Annotated in this window: 16 protein-coding genes; 9 read left to right on the top strand and 7 right to left on the bottom strand. The window is 31.6% G+C overall.

Annotation, left to right across the window (positions count from 1 at the left end; all coding sequences use genetic code 11):
• Positions 1-49: 49 nt before the first annotated feature.
• From trhO to dinB, 4 genes are all read left to right on the top strand, one after another.
• Complete coding sequence (gene trhO / locus DFQ07_RS05610; protein ID WP_133535287.1) at positions 50-1,081, top strand: oxygen-dependent tRNA uridine(34) hydroxylase TrhO; 1,032 nt, start codon at positions 50-52, stop codon at positions 1,079-1,081.
• Positions 1,081-2,328 (top strand): peptidase U32 family protein, encoded by a 1,248-nt coding sequence (locus DFQ07_RS05605; RefSeq protein ID WP_133535286.1) that lies wholly within the window; start codon positions 1,081-1,083, stop codon positions 2,326-2,328. The genes trhO and DFQ07_RS05605 overlap by 1 nt, the downstream gene beginning before the upstream one ends.
• On the top strand, positions 2,328-2,558 hold the full coding sequence (locus tag DFQ07_RS05600; protein ID WP_047787972.1) for a ferredoxin: 231 nt from the start codon (positions 2,328-2,330) through the stop codon (positions 2,556-2,558). The genes DFQ07_RS05605 and DFQ07_RS05600 overlap by 1 nt, the downstream gene beginning before the upstream one ends.
• A gap of 74 nt (positions 2,559-2,632) precedes the next feature.
• Positions 2,633-3,715, top strand: coding sequence for a DNA polymerase IV (gene dinB, locus DFQ07_RS05595; protein WP_133535285.1), 1,083 nt, complete (start codon positions 2,633-2,635; stop codon positions 3,713-3,715).
• Here the strand turns inward: dinB and DFQ07_RS05590 are convergent.
• The 4 genes from DFQ07_RS05590 to rplU all read right to left on the bottom strand — a co-directional run bounded on the left by DFQ07_RS05590 (position 3,712) and on the right by rplU (position 7,508).
• Positions 3,712-5,634, bottom strand: coding sequence for a tetratricopeptide repeat protein (locus DFQ07_RS05590; RefSeq protein ID WP_133535284.1), 1,923 nt, complete (start codon positions 5,632-5,634; stop codon positions 3,712-3,714). The genes dinB and DFQ07_RS05590 overlap by 4 nt on opposite strands.
• Positions 5,634-6,368: a LytR/AlgR family response regulator transcription factor gene (locus DFQ07_RS05585; RefSeq protein WP_133535283.1), complete on the bottom strand. Its 735-nt coding sequence runs from the start codon at positions 6,366-6,368 to the stop codon at positions 5,634-5,636. Before DFQ07_RS05585 ends, DFQ07_RS05590 begins: the two co-directional genes overlap by 1 nt.
• Before the next feature lie 371 nt (positions 6,369-6,739).
• Positions 6,740-7,000, bottom strand: a complete 261-nt coding sequence (gene rpmA / locus DFQ07_RS05580; RefSeq protein WP_028891690.1) for a 50S ribosomal protein L27 — start codon at positions 6,998-7,000, stop codon at positions 6,740-6,742.
• 22 nt (positions 7,001-7,022) lie between these two features.
• Positions 7,023-7,508, bottom strand: a complete 486-nt coding sequence (rplU, locus tag DFQ07_RS05575; protein WP_133535282.1) for a 50S ribosomal protein L21 — start codon at positions 7,506-7,508, stop codon at positions 7,023-7,025.
• 211 nt (positions 7,509-7,719) lie between these two features.
• On the opposite strand from rplU, the gene DFQ07_RS05570 reads away from it, so the two are divergent.
• Positions 7,720-9,036, top strand: coding sequence for a M16 family metallopeptidase (locus tag DFQ07_RS05570; RefSeq protein WP_133535281.1), 1,317 nt, complete (start codon positions 7,720-7,722; stop codon positions 9,034-9,036).
• A gap of 20 nt (positions 9,037-9,056) precedes the next feature.
• Positions 9,057-11,114: a M16 family metallopeptidase gene (locus tag DFQ07_RS05565; RefSeq protein WP_133535280.1), complete on the top strand. Its 2,058-nt coding sequence runs from the start codon at positions 9,057-9,059 to the stop codon at positions 11,112-11,114.
• Positions 11,115-11,195: 81 nt separating this feature from the next.
• Here DFQ07_RS05565 and DFQ07_RS05560 read toward each other — a convergent pair whose 3' ends face one another.
• Entirely contained in the window at positions 11,196-12,068 is an 873-nt protein-coding gene (locus DFQ07_RS05560; protein WP_133535279.1) for a DMT family transporter, read from the bottom strand.
• Positions 12,069-12,157: 89 nt separating this feature from the next.
• On the opposite strand from DFQ07_RS05560, the gene DFQ07_RS05555 reads away from it, so the two are divergent.
• From DFQ07_RS05555 to DFQ07_RS05545, 3 genes are all read left to right on the top strand, one after another.
• Positions 12,158-12,661, top strand: coding sequence for a cation transporter (locus DFQ07_RS05555; RefSeq protein ID WP_243743936.1), 504 nt, complete (start codon positions 12,158-12,160; stop codon positions 12,659-12,661).
• A gap of 87 nt (positions 12,662-12,748) precedes the next feature.
• Entirely contained in the window at positions 12,749-13,759 is a 1,011-nt protein-coding gene (locus DFQ07_RS05550; protein WP_133535278.1) for a COX15/CtaA family protein, read from the top strand.
• A 23-nt stretch (positions 13,760-13,782) separates the two neighbouring features.
• Positions 13,783-14,190 (top strand): DUF3997 domain-containing protein, encoded by a 408-nt coding sequence (locus DFQ07_RS05545; RefSeq protein WP_133535277.1) that lies wholly within the window; start codon positions 13,783-13,785, stop codon positions 14,188-14,190.
• Positions 14,191-14,192: 2 nt separating this feature from the next.
• On the opposite strand, the gene gldD is transcribed toward DFQ07_RS05545, so the two are convergent.
• Together gldD and gldE are read right to left on the bottom strand one after the other, a co-directional pair.
• On the bottom strand, positions 14,193-14,744 hold the full coding sequence (gene gldD, locus DFQ07_RS05540; protein ID WP_133535276.1) for a gliding motility lipoprotein GldD: 552 nt from the start codon (positions 14,742-14,744) through the stop codon (positions 14,193-14,195).
• Positions 14,737-16,074, bottom strand: a complete 1,338-nt coding sequence (gene gldE / locus DFQ07_RS05535) for a gliding motility-associated protein GldE (RefSeq protein ID WP_166627729.1) — start codon at positions 16,072-16,074, stop codon at positions 14,737-14,739. The genes gldD and gldE overlap by 8 nt, the downstream gene beginning before the upstream one ends.
• Between the last annotated feature and the right edge of the window lie 5 nt (positions 16,075-16,079).

The following is a 16,079-nucleotide window of genomic DNA, read 5'->3' as shown; positions in this document are numbered from 1 at the left end:
ATTTTTTATTAAAATCATAACATAATTGTTTAACTTAAAAAAGTATAGCATGCAACTGTACAACAAGTTAAGCGCAGAAGAGCGCGCTAAATTAATTGACGACGCGGGTAAAGACCGTATTACTATTTCATTCTATCAATATCATAAGATAGAAAATCCAACTTTATTTAGAAATAAATTATTCCTAGAATGGAATGAACTAGATGTATTAGGAAGAACCTACGTTTCTTACGAAGGTATTAATGCCCAAATATCTGTTCCCTCAGAAAACTTTCTAACTTTAAAAAAACAGTTAGATAGTATTTCTTTTTTAAATGGAATTCGCTTAAACGTAGCTATTGAGCACGATAATAAATCCTTTTTAAAACTAAAAGTAAAAGTTCGTAACAAAATTGTTGCTGACGGATTAAATGACGACACTTTTGATGTAACTGATAAAGGAGTACATTTAAATGCAAAAGAATTTAATGACATGCTAGCAAATCCTAACACTATTTGTGTAGATATGCGTAACCATTACGAAAGTGAAATTGGGCATTTTGATGGAGCTATAACTCCAGATGTTGATACGTTTAGAGATTCTTTAGATATTATTGAAGAAGATTTAAAAGACCATAAAGAAGATAAAAACTTATTAATGTATTGTACAGGTGGAATTCGATGTGAAAAAGCATCTGCCTATTACAAACACAAAGGTTTTAAAAATGTTTTTCAGTTAGAAGGAGGGATTATTGAATATACTCGTCAGGTAAAAGATGAAGGTTTAGAAAATAAATTTTTAGGTAAAAATTTTGTCTTTGACCACCGAAGAGCTGAAAAAATTTCTGATGATGTAATTGCCAATTGTCATCAATGTGGAAAACCTTGTGACACGCATACCAACTGCGCCAACGAAGGTTGTCATTTATTATTCATTCAGTGTGATGATTGTGCTGAAAAAATGGAAAATACCTGTTCTCCTGAGTGCCAAGACATCATTCATTTACCCTACGAAGAGCAAAAAGAATTACGTAAAGGAAAACACGCAAGCAATAAAATATTTAAAAAAGGACGTTCAGAAGCTTTAAAATTTAAAAAGTAATGCAAAAGATTGAGTTAATGGCTCCTGCTGGTAATTTTGAATCGTTACAAGCAGCTTTAGATAACGGATGTGATTCAGTATATTTTGGTGTAGAACAATTAAATATGCGTGCTCGAGCATCTATCAATTTTACCTTAGATGATTTAGAGGAAATTTCACGTAGATGTTCTGAAAAAAATGTTCGTACGTATTTAACATTAAATACAATTGTGTACGATCATGATTTATCTATCGTAAAAACCTTAATCAAAAGAGCTAAAGAAGCGAACATTACTGCTGTGATTGCAATGGATCAAGCTGTAATTGCCATGGCAAGAGCAGAGGGTATGGAAGTGCATATTTCTACGCAAATTAATATTACCAATATCGAAACGGTTAAGTTTTACGCCATGTTTGCTGACACGGTAGTATTGAGTAGAGAACTAAGTTTACGTCAGGTAAAAAAGATTACTGAGCAAATTGGAAAAGAAGAAATCAAAGGACCCTCTGGTCGTTTGTTAGAAATTGAAATTTTTGGTCACGGTGCTTTATGTATGGCTGTTTCAGGAAAATGCTATATGAGTTTACACTCGCATAATTCATCTGCAAACAGAGGAGCCTGTAAACAAAATTGTCGTAAAAAATATACGGTAATTGATCAGGAATCTGGTTTTGAAATGGAATTAGACAATGAGTACATCATGTCTCCTAAAGATTTATGCACCATTGATTTCTTAGATCAAGTTGCAGATGCGGGCATTAAAATTTTAAAGATTGAAGGACGCGGTCGTGCTCCTGAATATGTCGCTAAAGTTATCAAGTGTTATCGTGACGCTATCGACAGTTTATATAATGGAACTTATGACAAAGAGAAAGTAATTAGCTGGATGCAAGAGCTTGAAAAAGTGTACAATCGCGGTTTCTGGAATGGATATTATTTAGGTCAGAAATTAGGAGAGTGGAGTAAAGAACCTGGTTCGCATGCTACTCAAAAGAAAGTGTACTTAGGAAAAGGAATGCACTATTTCCCTAAAGCTGAAATTGGTGAGTTTAAAATAGAAGCATACGATTTAGCTGTGGGTGACACCATTTTAATTACAGGACCTACCACTGGTGCTCAAGAAATGGAATTAAAAAGCATGTTTGTGAATGACAAAGAAGCACAAACCGCCACCAAAGGAGATGAAGTTACTATGAAACTAGATTTCAGAATTCGTCCATCAGATAAGTTATACAAAATTGTAAAAACCGAATTTGCTAAAAACTAATGGTTGTAATTACCTTACAAAGAAACAAATGTATTGGCTGTAATTATTGTGTGGAGTTAGCCCCAGCACAATTTCAAATGTCAAAAAAGGATGGGAAATCTGTTTTATTACATTCCACAGAAAAGAAAGGTTTCTTTACCATAAAATCACACGATGACAGTATTTTTGAGGCTTCTCACGAAGCTAAAAAAGCGTGTCCTGTTAAAATTATTGAGGTAAAACAAGTATAATTTTTATATAAAAAGAACTAAGACTTATTACAAAGCTCTCTTAATCTTAAGAGGGCTTTTATTATTTTTACAGAATGGAACTTCAACCTCCTTTTCGTAAAATTATTCATGTAGATATGGATGCCTTCTATGCATCTGTTGAGCAATTGGATAATCCTGAATTACAAGGAAAACCTGTTGCTGTTGGAGGTAGCGAAGTTAGAGGTGTGGTTTCTGCTGCCAGTTATGAAGCTCGAAAGTTTGGAGTACGTTCGGCCATGAGTGGTGTTTTGGCAAAACAAAAGTGCCCACATATTATATTCGTCCCTCCAAGATTTGATCGCTACAAAGAAATTTCATCTAAAATTAGAAAGATTTTTTACGATTATACCGATTTGGTAGAACCTTTATCGTTGGACGAAGCCTACTTAGATGTTACTGAAAACAAAAAAGGAAATCCATCGGCTAGTATGATTGCCCAAGAAATTCGTCAACGAATTTGGGATGAATTGGAATTACGAGCATCCGCAGGGATTTCTATCAATAAATTTATCGCTAAAGTAGCTTCAGACATTAATAAACCCAATGGGCAGAAAACCATCAACCCAGAAGAAGTTCTTGAATTTTTAGAACAACTTCCCGTGAATAAGTTTTATGGAGTGGGTAAAGTAACCGCTGCCAAAATGCATAACCTTGGCATTTTTACTGGATTAGATTTAAAACAAAAATCATTAGAAGAACTTTCCAAATTATTTGGAAAGTCAGGAGTACATTATTACAATATTGTTAGAGGCATTCATAATTCAGAAGTAAAGCCAAACCGTACAAGAAAATCAATTGCTGCCGAAACCACTTTTCGTGAAAATTTATCTTCGGAAGTTTTTATGTTAGAACGTCTTGAAAAAATTGCTGATGAATTGGAGCGTCGCATGAAAAAGTCGAATACCAAAGGAAAAACAGTTACTCTAAAAATCAAATACAGCGATTTTACGCTACAAACTCGTAGTAAAACAACCAACCATTATCTTCAGCTAAAAAAAGAGTTCTACCCTATTGTAAAAGAGTTACTATATCAAGATACTCTTAACAATTCTGTTCGTTTATTAGGAATTTCATTTAGTAATTTAAATACTGAGAAAAAGGAACCTGTTTGGGTGCAGTTACGATTTGATTTTTAACATATAGGAATTATTAACGAAACTTTTGTCCCGATAACCTTCCCTTCTTTATTGGTCAAATCCGTATAAACTATAGTATATTTATTTTTAAACTCATTCGTAAAGTTTTGCAATCTTTCTTTTGTCAAATCTACCCCTATTGATTTTCGGTTTAAAGACTTACTCTGTTTTATATTCATAGCCGCATTACGTCCAATACCATTATCAATAATATCAATCTGAATAAACTCGTCAGATATTTTATTTACAGACAATTCAACTTCCTTTTTCCCTTTTTTTGATGATAAACCATGCCAAATTGAGTTTTCTAAGAAGGGTTGTAAAATTAAAGGTGGCACTTTTATCCTTTCTATATTTACATCAGAATCAACCTTTTCTATATAATTAATTTCATTAGAAAATCGAATATTTTCTATACTCATGTATAAGTTCATTGTTTTTAACTCTTCACTTAAAGTCACTTCTTTTACAGATGAAGATTCTAAAATACTTCGTATTAACTTTGAAAACTTATTCAGATAATGAACAGCATTCTTTTGTTCATTGTTAATAATATATAACTTAATTGAATTTAAAGCATTGAAAACAAAATGAGGATTCATCTGAATTCTTAAAGCTTCTTGTTCTAACTTCAATATTTTCTTATCATTATTCAACAATCGCTGTCTATACATAGAATACAATAAAACACCTAACAAGGCTATAGAAACAAGTGTTATTATTAAAATATTTCTATTTCTTAAAAGCTTTAGCTTGGCAATCTCATTTTCTTTTGCTAAACTTCTAATCTTATTACTACTTACTTCGTTATCGTATTTATTAATTAAGTTATTTACATACGAAATATTCTTATCATTAAAGGTCTTTTTCTCTCCTTCAATTGCCCTTTTATAAAATTCATATGCTTTTTTGTACTCTCTCTTTTTCTCGTACAATTCAGCCAGATATAGGTTTGATTGATTGATTCCTGAAGGAATTTTATGTTCTTTAGCTATTGCTAAGCCTTTTTCTAAATTTACCTTCGCTTCATTTAAACTATCTAGCTTTAATTGTACGTTCCCTAAAGTAGCGTACACTTCAGAAGTGTAATATTGGTTCCCTACTCTTTCAGAAATTGGCACAACTTCACTTATGTATTTATATGCCTCATCATACTTCCCTTGCAATATTAAAACCTCACTAATACTTTGGTGACATATAACAATTCCTAAGTCTGATTTAATTTCTAGGTTGTATGCTAATGACTTATAATAATGTTCTAGTGCAGCATCGATATCCCCTAAATTTTTAAAGGCAACCCCCATGTTTTGGTAATTAATCGCAATTCCTCTTTTGTTATCAAACTTTTCTTGAGTTATTATTGCTTTTTTAAACTTTTCAAGCGCTAGTTGATATTGTTTCAACGCAAGATATATATTACCAATACTGTTATTTGAGATACTAATACTTATCTTCGTATCTTCATCAGGCATTTCAATTTTATCAGCTAATTCTAATGCCATTTGATGGTAGTTTAACGCACTTCTAATCTTATCTTGTCGCCTATATACTACTCCTATTTGATTTAGTGTAACAACCTCTGCATTGACATTCTTTATTGCTCTAGACAGTTCTAGCGCTTTCATATAACTTTCTACAGAAGCGTCGAAATATGCATTATTCCTATAATTTCTACCAAATAAATTATATGCATAAATTTCACCAAGCTTGTAATCACTTTTTATACTCTCCTCTAAAAGAAAATCTATTTCTGTTTTAGAAAATCGTTTTTTTTCAAAGAAACGGTGCAAATCATAGTAATCATCAATTTTTTTTGTAACGGCTATATGAATTAAGCTATCTATACTTTTGCTTTCTTGTTGTGAATAACATAAAAACACTGTATAAAAAAGGAGTATAAAATTTATTAGCTGTTTCATTAAAATTTTTCTAAGAAGTCTGATTTTCTTTGACGGGACACTGGAATTTTATGGTTATTTTCTAGCACAACATAACCATCAGATTTTAAAAACTCTTTAATTTTATTTAAGTTGATAATGAATGAATTATGTATTCTAAAAAAATAATCGTCAGGAAGTAATAAACCTATCTCTTTAAGTTTTTTGGTAACCACTATCTTCTTATTTCCAGAAGTATGTATCGTAGAATAGTTACCATCAGATTCGACAAACAATATTTCGTCTTCAGATAAAAAGACTAACTTTCCATCTGTATTGATTGTTATTTTTCTCCTATTAAACTTTTTATTGAAGTTTGACAGAATTTTCTCAAACTTTTCGGTATTATCATATTTTTTATGATAACTCTTAATCCTAGTTATTGTTTCTTCTAAATCGTCAGAATCTATAGGCTTAAGCAAATAATCTATTGCTTGGTTTTTTAATGCTTTAATAGCATATTCATTATATGCCGTGGTGATAACAATAGCGAAATCTCTATTCTCTAATTTTTCCAATAACTGAAAACCATCCATTGTTGGCATTTCAATATCTAAAAAAAGACAATCAATCACATTTTCATTAATATATTTTATTGCCTTTTCTGCCTCAGTAAATGTTTCAATAATTTCTATATCATTATTAAAACTCGACAATTCCCAAGAAAGTCCTTGGATTGCTTTTGGTTCGTCATCAACAATTACAGCTCTTAACATCATACATACATTTAACCCAAATGTAACAGATAATATTTTAATAATAAAATATATAAATTGTGATTTTAATAAAAGAGTAATATTAAATCAGGGCAGAAACATAATCTGTTTACCATTTATACAAAAAAACACACCATTTATACAAATCACTTACTAAAACACGTATTTAACATCGATATTTGTAGTGTAATACACAAGGGGAATCATATTGATAAATTGGGGGATTAATCAATAATGATATTAAGTTACAAAACACCACTTTTTTGAGTGGTGTTTTTTTTTTTGCAATAAACACAACTCTATTTCTACAACAACAAAAAAGCTCAAACATATAATGCTTGAGCTTTAATTTATCTTAATCAGTTAGTTTCTTAAGCCTCGAATGGAGTTACAGAAACATATGATTTGTTATCTCTTTTCTTTTGGAATTTTACAACACCATCAACTTTAGCATGTAAAGTATGATCTTTACCCATGTAAACATTTTCACCTGGATTATGTTGAGTTCCTCTTTGACGAACAATAATGTTACCTGCAATTGCAGCTTGTCCTCCAAAAATCTTTACTCCTAATCGTTTCGATTCCGATTCACGACCGTTCTTCGAACTACCGACACCTTTCTTATGAGCCATCTTTGTAAGTTTTTAAAGTTAATTATTTACTTAACGCTTCAATTAATTCAGCCTTCTTTAAAGATGTGTATCCTGAGATACCTTTTTCTTTAGCTAAAGCTTTTAATTCTGCAACAGTCATAGAACTTAAATCATTCGATTCAGCTTTTACCTCTGCTTTAGGAGCTTCTTTTTTAGCCGCTGCCTTTTTAACACCAGAAGTAGCAATTCCTTCAATTTGGATTTCAGTTAAATACTGTCTGTGTCCATTTTTCTTTTTGTAACCTTTTCTTCTTTTCTTTTTGAAAACGATTACTTTATCACCTTTTAAGTGACCTAAAATTTTTGCAGTTACTCCTGCACCTTCTATAGCTGGGGCGCCAATAGTAACGTTTCCGTTATCTTCAACAAGCATTACTTTATCAAAAGTTACTTCTGATCCTTCTGCTTCTGGTAAACGGTGTACGTATACTTTTTGGTCTTTTGCTACTTTAAATTGTTGCCCTGCTATCTCTACGATTGCGTACATACTATTTGTTTTGCGTTTATACTTTTTTCACACTTTCTTATTGAAAATGCGGGTGCAAATATACATTTTTTATATCAACAAACAATCTATTGTTCAGAAAATTACTATTTTAACACAAAAAAACAACTTCTTTTTTCTTCTTTTTAATTGTAACAAAAAGTAAGATTTCACGTCACATAGGTTAAAGTTAATAAAAATTAAATATCAATCAATGAAAAAAACTGTTATCACTCTTACTTCTGCTTTATTAGTAGGTTTTTCTACTAATGCGCAAAAAGTGGAGTTTGAAGAGTACGACTTAAACAACGGAATGCATGTCATTTTGCATCAAGATAACACCGCACCAGTTGTAACTACTTCTGTAATGTACCATGTAGGAGCAAAAGATGAACAACCAGACCGCACAGGAATGGCTCACTTTTTTGAACACTTATTATTTGAGGGAACTAAAAACATTAAAAAAGGAGAGTGGTTTAAAATAGTTTCTTCTAATGGAGGAACAAATAATGCCAACACTACAGATGACAGAACTTATTACTACGAAGTTTTTCCTTCTAACAACCTTGAGTTAGGTTTGTGGATGGAATCTGAAAGATTACTTCACCCAATTATAAAACAAGAAGGTGTTAACACTCAAAACGAAGTTGTAAAGGAAGAAAAACGTCTTAGAGTTGATAACCAACCATATTCTCGTTTTTTAGAAAATGTGAAAAAACACATGTTTAAAAAGCATCCATACAAAGGTACAACCATTGGTAAAATGGAACATCTAGATGCCGCTACTTTAGATGAGTTTTTAGCTTTTAATAAAAAATTCTATGTGCCAAATAACGCTACCCTAGTTGTTGCTGGAGATATTAATATTGAAGAAACAAAAAAGCTAATTGATGCTTATTTTGGATCAATTCCTAGAGGAAATGATATTAAAAGAAACTTCCCTAAAGAAGCCCCAATAACAAAAGAGTTTACAGCTAAAGCTTACGATCCTAATATTCAAATTCCTGCTATTGTAGAAGCTTACAGAACTCCATCTATGAAAACTAGAGATGCTAGAGTTTTAGATATGATTTCAACTTACTTAAGTAGTGGTAAAAGTTCTGTATTGTATAAAAAACTTGTCGATAATAAAAAAATGGCATTACAAGCAGGAGCTTTCAACTTAAGCCAAGAAGATTATGGAACTTACATTTTATACGCTCTTCCATTAGGAAAAACTTCTCTTACCGATTTAGTAAAAGAAATAGATGTAGAAATCGCTAAACTACAAAACGAGTTAATCTCTGAAAAAGACTTTCAAAAGCTTCAAAACCAGTTTGAGAATAATTTTGTAAACTCTAATTCAAGTGTTGAAGGTATTGCAAACTCATTAGCTCGTTTTAATGTATTGTATGGTGATACTAATTTAATCAATACAGAGATTGAAATTTACCGCTCTATTACAAGAGAAGAAATTAGAGAAGTAGCAAAAAAATATTTAAACAAGAACCAAAGATTGATAATGGAGTATTTACCAGAATCTAAAAAATAATTCAGTAACAAGACATAATTATGAGAAAAACAATTTTATCAGCATTAGTAGTTGTAACCATGTCTTTTGCTGTATCAGCCCAACAAATAGATAGAAGTATTCAACCTAAACCAGGGCCGGCTCCTAAAGTTAAATTAGGAAAAGCAGAAAAATTCGACTTACCCAATGGTTTAAAAGTAATCATGGTAGAAAATCACAAACTACCTAGAGTATCTACTTCTTTAACTATTGATAATCAACCTGTATTAGAAGGCAACAAAGCTGGTTTATCTAATTTAATGGGAGATTTACTTGGAAACGGTACCTCTAAAATATCTAAAGATGATTTTAACGAACGTATAGATTATTTAGGTGCATCTGTATCATTCAGAAGCAATGGAGCTTCTACTCGATCTTTAACAAAGTACTTTCCTGAAGTATTAGAGTTAATGGCCAATGGAGTAAAAGACCCTCAATTCACTAAAGAAGAATTTGATAAATCGGTTGAAAGAACTTTAGAAGGAATAAAGTCTAACGAAAAAAATGTAAAAGTAGTAGCTTCTAGAGTGGAAGACGCTTTGGTTTACGGTAAAAATCATCCATACGGTGAATTCATAACCAAAGAGAGTATCAAAAACATCACATTAGAAGATGTAAAAAACAACTACAATACCTATTTCAAACCAAATAACGCTTATTTAGTTGTTGTCGGTGATATAAATCTTGAGGACACTAAAAAGATGATAACAAAGTTATTTGGAGATTGGACTAAAGGAATCATTCCTTCCTATACATTACCAACACCTAAGAATGTAGACACTACAGAGATTGACTTTATTAATATGCCAAATGCTGTACAGTCTGAAATTGCTGTTGTTAATTCTGTTGATTTAACTTTAGGAGACAAAGACTATTATGCTGTATTATTAGCTAACAACATCCTTGGTGGTGGTGGAACTGCACGTTTATTTATGAACCTTCGTGAAGACAAAGGATATACCTATGGGTCATATTCAAGCATTTCTCAAAACAAACTTGAAGGAGCTGGTAAATTTAAAGCAGGAGCAGCTGTAAGAAACATGGTTACTGATAGTGCAGTAGTTGAAATTCAAAAAGAGATTAACAAAATCAGATATCAAAAAGTAACTGAAGAAGAACTAAAAAACTCTAAAGCAGAATACATTGGTAGCTTCGTTAGAAATGTTCAAAAACCAACAACTGCCGCACGTTATGCTCTTAACATTGCTCGTTATAATTTACCTGAAAATTTTTACGAAAAATATCTTGAAAACATCAACGCTGTAACATTAGAAGATGTTCAAAATGCAGCCATCAAATACTTTAGAGGAGATAAAGCTCGTATTATTATCACTGGAAAAGGAATTGATGTTTTAAAGAATTTAGAAAAAACTGTTGATTATAAAATCAACTATTTTGATAAAAACGGTAATCCTACTGAAAAACCAGCAATGAGTTTACCTATTCCTGAAGGGGTAACAGCTATTTCAGTAGTAGACAATTATTTTAACGCTATTGGTGGAAAAGACAAAGTGGCTTTAGTTAAATCTTTATTTATTACAGCAAATGCAACAATTCAAGGAACCCCTATTACTTTAGAAATGAGAACAGCTGCTCCAAACAAAAAGGCTGTTGCAGTTTCTGTTATGGGTAACGTAATGCAAAAAGAGGTTTTTGATGGAGAAAAAGGCTACAAAGAAGCTGGAGGTCAAAAGAAACTATTAAATGGTGAAGAGTTAGAAAAAGCCAAAATGGAATCTGCTCCTTTTGATGACGAAGCTAATAGAAAAGGTAGTTTAGACAGAGTTGAACCTATTGAAGGAAAAAATGCTTATGTTATTAAAATAGGTAAAAAAGAAGTTTTTTACGATGTTGAGTCTGGTTTAAAAGTAAAAACTGTAACTACAACAAAAACACCGCAAGGTGAAATGACTGTTCCTATTGAGTTTTCTGACTATAAAGAAGTAAATGGAATTAAGTTTCCTCATAAAATGATTCAAACAGCTGGACCAATGAAAATGGAATTCATTACCAAGGAAATCAAAATAAACGAAGGTGTTTCTGATGCTGATTTTAAATAAGTATTAAACTTAGGTTTGTAAAAACTGAAAGAGCCAAAATATTATATTTTGGCTCTTTTTTATTTTAAGTAATTTTTAAAATTATCTTGCTTTATTTACTAACCAAACTCCAAGCAGAATAATTCCTCCAGCTAACAACTGAATTAAACTTAATTTCTCTCCATCAATAACTCCCCACATTACAGCAACAGCAGGGATTAAATACGTTACAGAAGCCGCAAAAACTGGAGATGATAAATGCACCATTTTATTAAACAATACTTTTGCTATTCCCGTTCCTACTACGGCTAAAATTGTAATATATCCTAATGCTGAAATCGTTTCTGTTGTTACTTCAAAAGTTGAAAAGAACCCAGAAAATATTAAAACTATAAATGCTGGTATTATCAACAATAAAAAGTTTCCTGTTGTAATTGCCAATGCATCTAAATCATCTAAATATTTTTTAATCATATTTACATTAAAAGCATACCCTATTGAAGCTATTAGTATTAAAACGGCGTACCAATAGTTTTGATTTGGATTTAACTCAGCTCCTTTCAAAATAAGAATTAAAGTTCCTACTAACCCAATTAAAACTCCGTAAAACTGTTTTCTTTTAAAAGTAAACCCAAATACCAGCGCCCCAAAAATAAACGTATTAAAAGGCGTTAACGAGTTTAAAATGGCCGGTATAGAACTGTCTATTTTACTTACAGCAAAAGCAAATAGAAACACTGGAAAAAAAGTACCTAAAACTGCCGTGTAAGCAACATACTTCCAATGCTTCTTTTGTATTCTCTTTAAACTCTTAAATCCAACTAACAACAAAAAAACCGCTGTAATTAGCATCCGTAAAGCCCCTACCTGAACAGGGGTTAAACCAATAAGTGCCTTTTTCATTAAAATAAAAGAGCTTCCCCAAACCAGTGAAAGCACTATTAAAAACAACCATTTTTGTTGTTGACTATTCATTCTCAGCATATTTAGTTGCAAAAATCGTGTATTTCTATTTTACATTTTGTTTTTATTGATAAATTTGCCGAATAACTCAATAAATAAAAATGATGAAATTTTTAAAAATATTTTTTGTTGCTGCTTTCGTAAGTTTAGCTATGGTTGCTTGTAAAAATGAAGCTAAAAAAGAAGAAGCTCCTAAGACTGAAGAAGTAGCTGCAAATGTGCAAGAAGCTAGTTTTGCTATCTCTGGAATGACTTGTGAAATAGGGTGTGCTAAAAAAATAGCTTCCGATTTAAATAAAAAAGAAGGTGTTTTAGAAGCAAACGTAATATTTAACGATAGTATTGCTAACGTAAAGTTTGATGCTAACAAAACTAACAAAGCTGAGTTAATGGCATTTGTTAATGGTATTAACGAAGCTTACAAAACTTCTGAAATAAGTAAAGAAGCGTGTAAAGCAGATTGTAAAATGGAGTGTTGCGCTAACAAAACAGATGCAGAAAAAACTGCTTGTGAAAAAGAATGTTGTGCAAAAACTGAAACTGAGAAAAAAGCTTGTGCTACAGATTGTGAAAAGCCTTGTTGTGCTGAAACTAAAAAAGCATAATTATCTTATAAACATACACACTAAGCTCCTCTAAAGAGGGGCTTTTTTTTATGTGTTTATTGTATCTTTGCTAAAACTTTTCGTAGCATGAAAAAACACTTTCCTCTCATTGTAAAAATTGCGTTAATCTCTGTATATGTTATATTTTTAGCAGGCTCTGTTGTTCGTATGACAGGTTCTGGAATGGGATGTCCTGATTGGCCTAAGTGTTTTGGATATTACGTTCCACCTACCTCAGAAGAACAAATTACATGGCAACCAAATTCTGAGTATAAAAAAGGGATGATTATTGTAAAAAATGAAGCGCTGTTTGTTGCTGAACACAATATAAAAACTACCGAAGAATTTAACGCTAACAACTGGGAGAAATACACCAAACACAACTACGCAAAGTTTAACAAATACCATACTTGGACAGAATATATCAACCGATTAAGTTCTGCTTTAGCGGGAATTCCGTTTTTGTTTTTAATTTTTGTTTCTGTTAAGTTTTGGAAAGAAAATAAGCAAATCACCCTTTTATCATTCGGAGCTTTCTTTTTGATGTTGTTTGAAGCGTGGCTAGGAAAAACAGTGGTAGATTCTAACTTAAAACCTGCCATTATTACCATTCACATGGTTGGAGGTTTAATTATTATAGCATTATTGTTATGGTTACTCTATATCCTTTCTGACAGAAAAAAGGGGGCTTATAACTCATTGTTTAGTAAACTGGTTATTATTTCTGCAGTATTTTCACTAATTCAAATTGCTTTAGGTACACAGGTACGACAATTTATTGATGAACAAGTTAAACTACACGGATTTGAAAACAAGCATTATAGTTTAATGGACCCTAGCTTAAAGTTTTATATCCACCGTTCATTTACCATAGCTATTGTATTGGTAAACTTAGGATTATTTTACCTAAATCAGGTAAAAGGTTTGGGCTATAAATTGGTGAATTGGATTATCGCTTTAATATTTTTAGAAACCATCACTGGTATTCTAATGTATTATGCTGAATTCCCTTTAGGAACCCAAGCGGTACACTTATTATCGGGTGCTATTTTATTTGGATTGCAATTTTATTTGTGGTTGCAGAGCAGGAAGGATTAATAAAATTCTTTTTAACTATAATAATGAAAAAAATAATTATAATTTTTCTGTCTTTTATTTTACAATCCTGTTATTTCGGAGCAGGATTAGTTGAAAAAGAAATTACTGGCAACTATTTTTTATTTGCTAATAATAAACTTGATGAAATGAGTATTTTGTTTTATTCTGAAAAATATTCTTACCAATTAATAGTTCCAGAAACAGTTTTTGCTGTTGGAGAAAATGGAGACTACATCATTGCAAAAAGTCATCCAAAAAACCCTAAAACTGGTATCAATAAAAGTGTTATATTTTATCATATAATTGAAGTAAACAAAAAAGACATTAAACAATGCTCTAATCTAAATTTAGAGCAATTCAATACAGAAAGGAAAAAGCTAAACATTCCTAACAACTTAGATTTTAAAACTATCTATAAAGAATTGGAATAAAACTACTTCCATTCCAACGTTTCCATCATATGAATCATGTCATTTTTGATATATTCAACTGCTGGTAAAATAGAATCGTAATTAGGTTTGGTATAAAAGAATAAAGACCCTTTTAAAAAGTGTTTAGAACTATCAGTCGCATGAAACTGTACTTGTGAAGCTGCGTTTCCTAGAATTTGATACACACTACCGTATACTTTTTTATCTGGATTTGCATATTCAACTGGTGCCGTAATTTGATCTGCTTTTATCGCATGCTCAAACACTAATTTTTCTGACTCCATTAACAACTCTCTTAAATTTCCTTCAATAGGGCGATACGTAATATCTACAGAAGCTTTTAATGTTGGATACTCAACATTCATCCAATTCTTTGGTAGGTCTTTAGATTGGGTTATTTGTGCTGTTTCAAACGAATACGGTTTATGAAGCATTATTCTTTTATAGGTTTTCTCTGGATATTCTAAACTTAAATATCCTTTGGGTTTGGGTAACATTTCTTCACCACAACTAATTAAAAATATTGCTGATACCAGCAAAAATAATTTACGCATTTCGGGTAACTTTTACTTGTTTTATACGTTTTTTAGCCAACGCTTCAATAGTAAACGTATAATTACTGAAGTTTATTCTTTCGCCTTTTTTGGGAAACTTTCCTGAGACTTCTAAAATAAAGCCTGCTAACGTTTCACTTTCTCCTTTAGCCTCTTCAAACTTTTCATCATCATCATCGTCTAATACTCGGCAAAAATCTTTAATGGTTATTTTTCCTTCAAAAATATAATTATTTTCATCGAGCTTCGAGTAAGTTAAATCCTCATCGTCAAACTCATCATTAATATCTCCTACAATTTCCTCAATAACATCTTCTAAGGTTACAATTCCACTAGTTCCACCGTACTCATCAACCACAACTGCTAAGTGCTTCTTCTTTTCCTTAAACTCTATTAACAAATCGTCTAGTTTTTTGTTTTCTGGTACAAAAAAGGGTTCACGTAATAGCTTCTGCCACTTAAATGTTTTCTTACTCAAATGTTCTAATAAATCTTTAGCATATAAAACCCCAACTATTGTATCCATATTTTCACGGTACACAGGGTTTCTTGAATAACCATTCTTTAAAACTGTTTGCAATACCTCCTCATAACTCGCATCTTCAGCAATCGCACACACATCTGTTCGAGGTTTCATAATCTGTACGGTTTCGGTATTACCAAAGCTTACAATTCCTTCTAATATTTTTTGTTCTTCTTTGGTTGTAGCATCATCAGAAGTTAGCTCTAATGCTTGTGATAAACGCTCAACAGAGAGATTGTTGTTCTTGTTCCCTAACTTATTTTCAATAATACTAGTTAACTTAATAAGTGGCAAACTCAAAGGTGTCAATAAAGTATTTAATACTTGAATGGGCTTCGCCATCAATCCTGCAAACTGCAATGATTTTCGACTTGCATACACTTTAGGTAGCACTTCACCAAACAATAAAATTAAAAAGGTTACTAAACCAATTTCAATTAAGACTTTAACCAACGATGCTGGTATTGCAAAAAATATAAAATTTATTGAAAAGTTGGTGCCTCCGAACATGAAGTCTTCCAAAGAAGCAAACAACAACACAATAAGAATATTGATAAAGTTGTTAGTGATTAAAATGGTACCTAAAAGCTTTTTAGGATCGTTTAGTAGTTTTACCACAGTGTTCTCTTCTTTAGAGTTTGCTGAAAGTTCATCTAACTCAGTTTGAGAAATTGAAAAAAATGCTACTTCAGTTCCTGAAACCAAGGCTGAACAGATTAACAAAAACAGTAAAAGCAAACAGTTAACGGTAGTTAACCAATCAAAACTTGATAATAATAAAAATAAAGGTTCGGGTTCTGGATCCAATTTTT

This window comes from Tenacibaculum caenipelagi, assembly GCF_004363005.1.
Taxonomy (GTDB): domain Bacteria; phylum Bacteroidota; class Bacteroidia; order Flavobacteriales; family Flavobacteriaceae; genus Polaribacter; species Polaribacter caenipelagi.
Note: the sequence above shows the minus strand (reverse complement) of the source record. Positions and strands in the feature narration are given on the sequence as shown.